Raw genomic sequence first — 2,548 nt, 5'->3', positions numbered from 1 at the left:
TGTCAACGCCGGACTAAAACTGCACCATTCGCCGGAACAATAGTGCACCATTTGTTCGGTTTTGGCCGGAGCAAAAGTACACCACCGTTTCGTATTTAGGTTTGTCCTTCGTCGCGCATAGCGGAGCGCTGCCAAATAGCGACGAAGCTGTGCGGGGCTGTGGTCAAACCGGGTAGAAGCGTTTGCTCTTCAGGCTTTGACGACTCGGCGACTGTGTTTGAGGCGGTAGCTCTCGCCGTTCATTTCCAGGATGTGGACATGGTGGGTCAACCGGTCGAGAAGCGCGCCAGTGAGGCGTTCCGATCCGAAAGTGCTGGTCCATTCATCGAACGGCAGGTTGGATGTCACGATGGTGGACCCGCGCTCGTAGCGCTGTGAGAAGACTTCGAACAGCAGTTCCGCGCCGGTTGGCGACAGCGGCACATATCCCAACTCGTCAATGATCAGCAGCCGATATTTGGCCAGTTGTTTCTGCAGGCGCAGCAGGCGCTTCTCATCCCGGGCTTCGAGGAGTTCATGCACGAGAGCTGATGCGGTGATGAAGCCGACGGCCAAGCCCTTCTGACAGGCCGCCAGTCCAAGGCCGAGAGCAATATGTGTTTTTCCGGTTCCGCTGTTACCAACTGCGATGATGTTCTCGTTGCGGTCAATGTAATCACAGCGCGCCAGTTCCATCACCAGCATCTTGTTCAACGAGGGCATGGCCTTGAAGTCGAAGCTGTCGAGACTTTTGACAGCCGGGAACTTTGCGGCCTTGATCCGCCGTTCCACCATGCGCCGTTCCCGATCGATGAGTTCCAGTTCGGCAAGCCGCAGAAGATACCGGGAATGATCGATGCCTTCATCAGCGCACTGTCTGGCGACCTTGTCATACTCGCGCAGGAATGTCGGCAGCCTCAGGGCCTTCAAATGATGGGCCAGCAACAACTGGGGAGGGCCGCTCATGACCGCCCCCCTGATAACAGCGCCATGTAATCACCTGGGGATGTGACAGCGACATGGGCTTTCGGGAGATAAGGATAGACCTTCATGTCCAGCCGGGGCGGCCTGCGCTCGATCCGGCACAAGACAAGATGCTTCACCGCATCAAAGCCGATTGTGCCGCGTTCAAGGGCGCTCTGTATCCCGGCTTCCACGTCCGCGACCCGGAATGTCTCCAGCAGCCGCAGCACCTGAACGAACTCGCGTTTGCCCTTCTTGCCCATCCTGGCTTCCATAAGGCGGCGCAGGGCGATGAAGGCTTTCGGCAATTCCCAATCGGCCAACGGAGCGGCCTGATCAAGCGCATTGGTCTTCTGTTCGATCAGCGCCAGATAATGAAGTGGATCAAAGACGTAATCTTCCTTCTCCCAGGACCGGGCATGGCGGGCGATGATGTCAGCTCCGCAGGAAATCACCACCTCATGCACATAGCCCCGCACCAGAACCTCCTGGTGACCGTAGGCAGTTGGAACCGAATAATCGTTGCCGCAGTAGCGCACGAGCGACAGTGAGCTTACCCGAACTGATTGCTTGTCGCAGGCGTCATAGGGAACAACAGGCAAGGGTTGGAGCCGTTCCGCATCTGCCACAAACCGTTCGCCAATCGTGCCCTTGTGACCTCTCAGCTTATCTCCCATGCGCTTGCGGCATTGTTCAGCCAGATGGGCATTAAGGTCATCGAAGTTGGCAAACCGGGGTTTGGGGACCATGAAGTTGCGCCGGGTGTAGCCAACCATCCCCTCGACTTTGCCTTTGTCGTTCCCCTTGCCAGGGCGGCCAAACCTATCCTCAAAAAGATAATGAGACACCAGTTCGGAGAACACGCGGGTTCGTTTGCGCGTTCCATCCCCTAGAATGCGGGCCACGGCAATCCGCGTATTGTCGTACAGGATCGACACAGGCACACCACCGAAGAAGGCGAACGCCGCGACATGCGCATCGCAGAACGCCTCGGTCGTCTCAGCCGGATACGCCTTCACAAAACACGCATCCGAATGCGGCAGGTCCATCACCAAAAAGTGGGTTTTGCGTTCAACGCCGCCGATGACGGCAAGCGCTTCACCAAAGTCAGCCTGAGCATGGCCCGGCGGATGCGCCAGCGGCACAAACATCTCCCGCTGCCGTCGCTTGGTTGCGAAAATGTAATCCTTCACGATCGTGACGCCGCCCGTAAAATGATACTCATCTCGCAGCCGTTCAAAGATGCGCTTTGATGTGTGTCGCTGCTTCTTTGGAACCAGTTTGTCCGCTTCAAGAATCTGATCGATAATCCCGGTAAAACCATCAAGCTTCGGGCGGCAGATCTCTTTGTCGCGCCGATAACCGGGTGGGACCGAAAACGTCAGCATCTTTTCTACAGTGCGACGGTTGATCCCAAAAACACGTGCCGCCTCTCGACGGCTCATGCCTTCAATGAGAACGGCATGGCGAACGCGCCCATACAAATCCACGTGCTTCAATCCCGCCCTCCGTCAAAACGAAGAGCCTAACAGGACAGGCCAATCAGCCCATCTGCAGCAAGACAATCTCGCCGCTTACGTGGTGCAGTATTCCACCGGCGTTCTCA

General features: G+C 56.9%; 2 protein-coding genes. Both read right to left on the bottom strand.

The features are described 5' to 3' along the window. Positions 1-189: 189 nt before the first annotated feature. On the bottom strand, positions 190-945 hold the full coding sequence (gene istB / locus TRM7615_RS25215) for an IS21-like element helper ATPase IstB (protein WP_108792733.1): 756 nt from the start codon (positions 943-945) through the stop codon (positions 190-192). After that, a complete protein-coding gene (gene istA, locus TRM7615_RS25210; protein WP_165821551.1) occupies positions 942-2,387 on the bottom strand; it encodes an IS21 family transposase in 1,446 nt (481 codons plus the stop codon). Before istA ends, istB begins: the two co-directional genes overlap by 4 nt. Between the last annotated feature and the right edge of the window lie 161 nt (positions 2,388-2,548).

The organism is Falsiruegeria mediterranea M17, assembly GCF_900302455.1.
GTDB lineage: Bacteria > Pseudomonadota > Alphaproteobacteria > Rhodobacterales > Rhodobacteraceae > Falsiruegeria > Falsiruegeria mediterranea.
This window is presented reverse-complemented; position numbering and strand designations above follow the sequence as displayed.

Bases quoted from the DNA above. Each gene is read 5' to 3' on its own strand.
- istA (WP_165821551.1), bottom strand. From the start codon at position 2,387: ATGAGCCGTCGAGAGGCGGCACGTGTTTTTGGGATCAACCGTCGCACT.
- istB (WP_108792733.1), bottom strand. From the start codon at position 945: ATGAGCGGCCCTCCCCAGTTGTTGCTGGCCCATCATTTGAAGGCCCTG.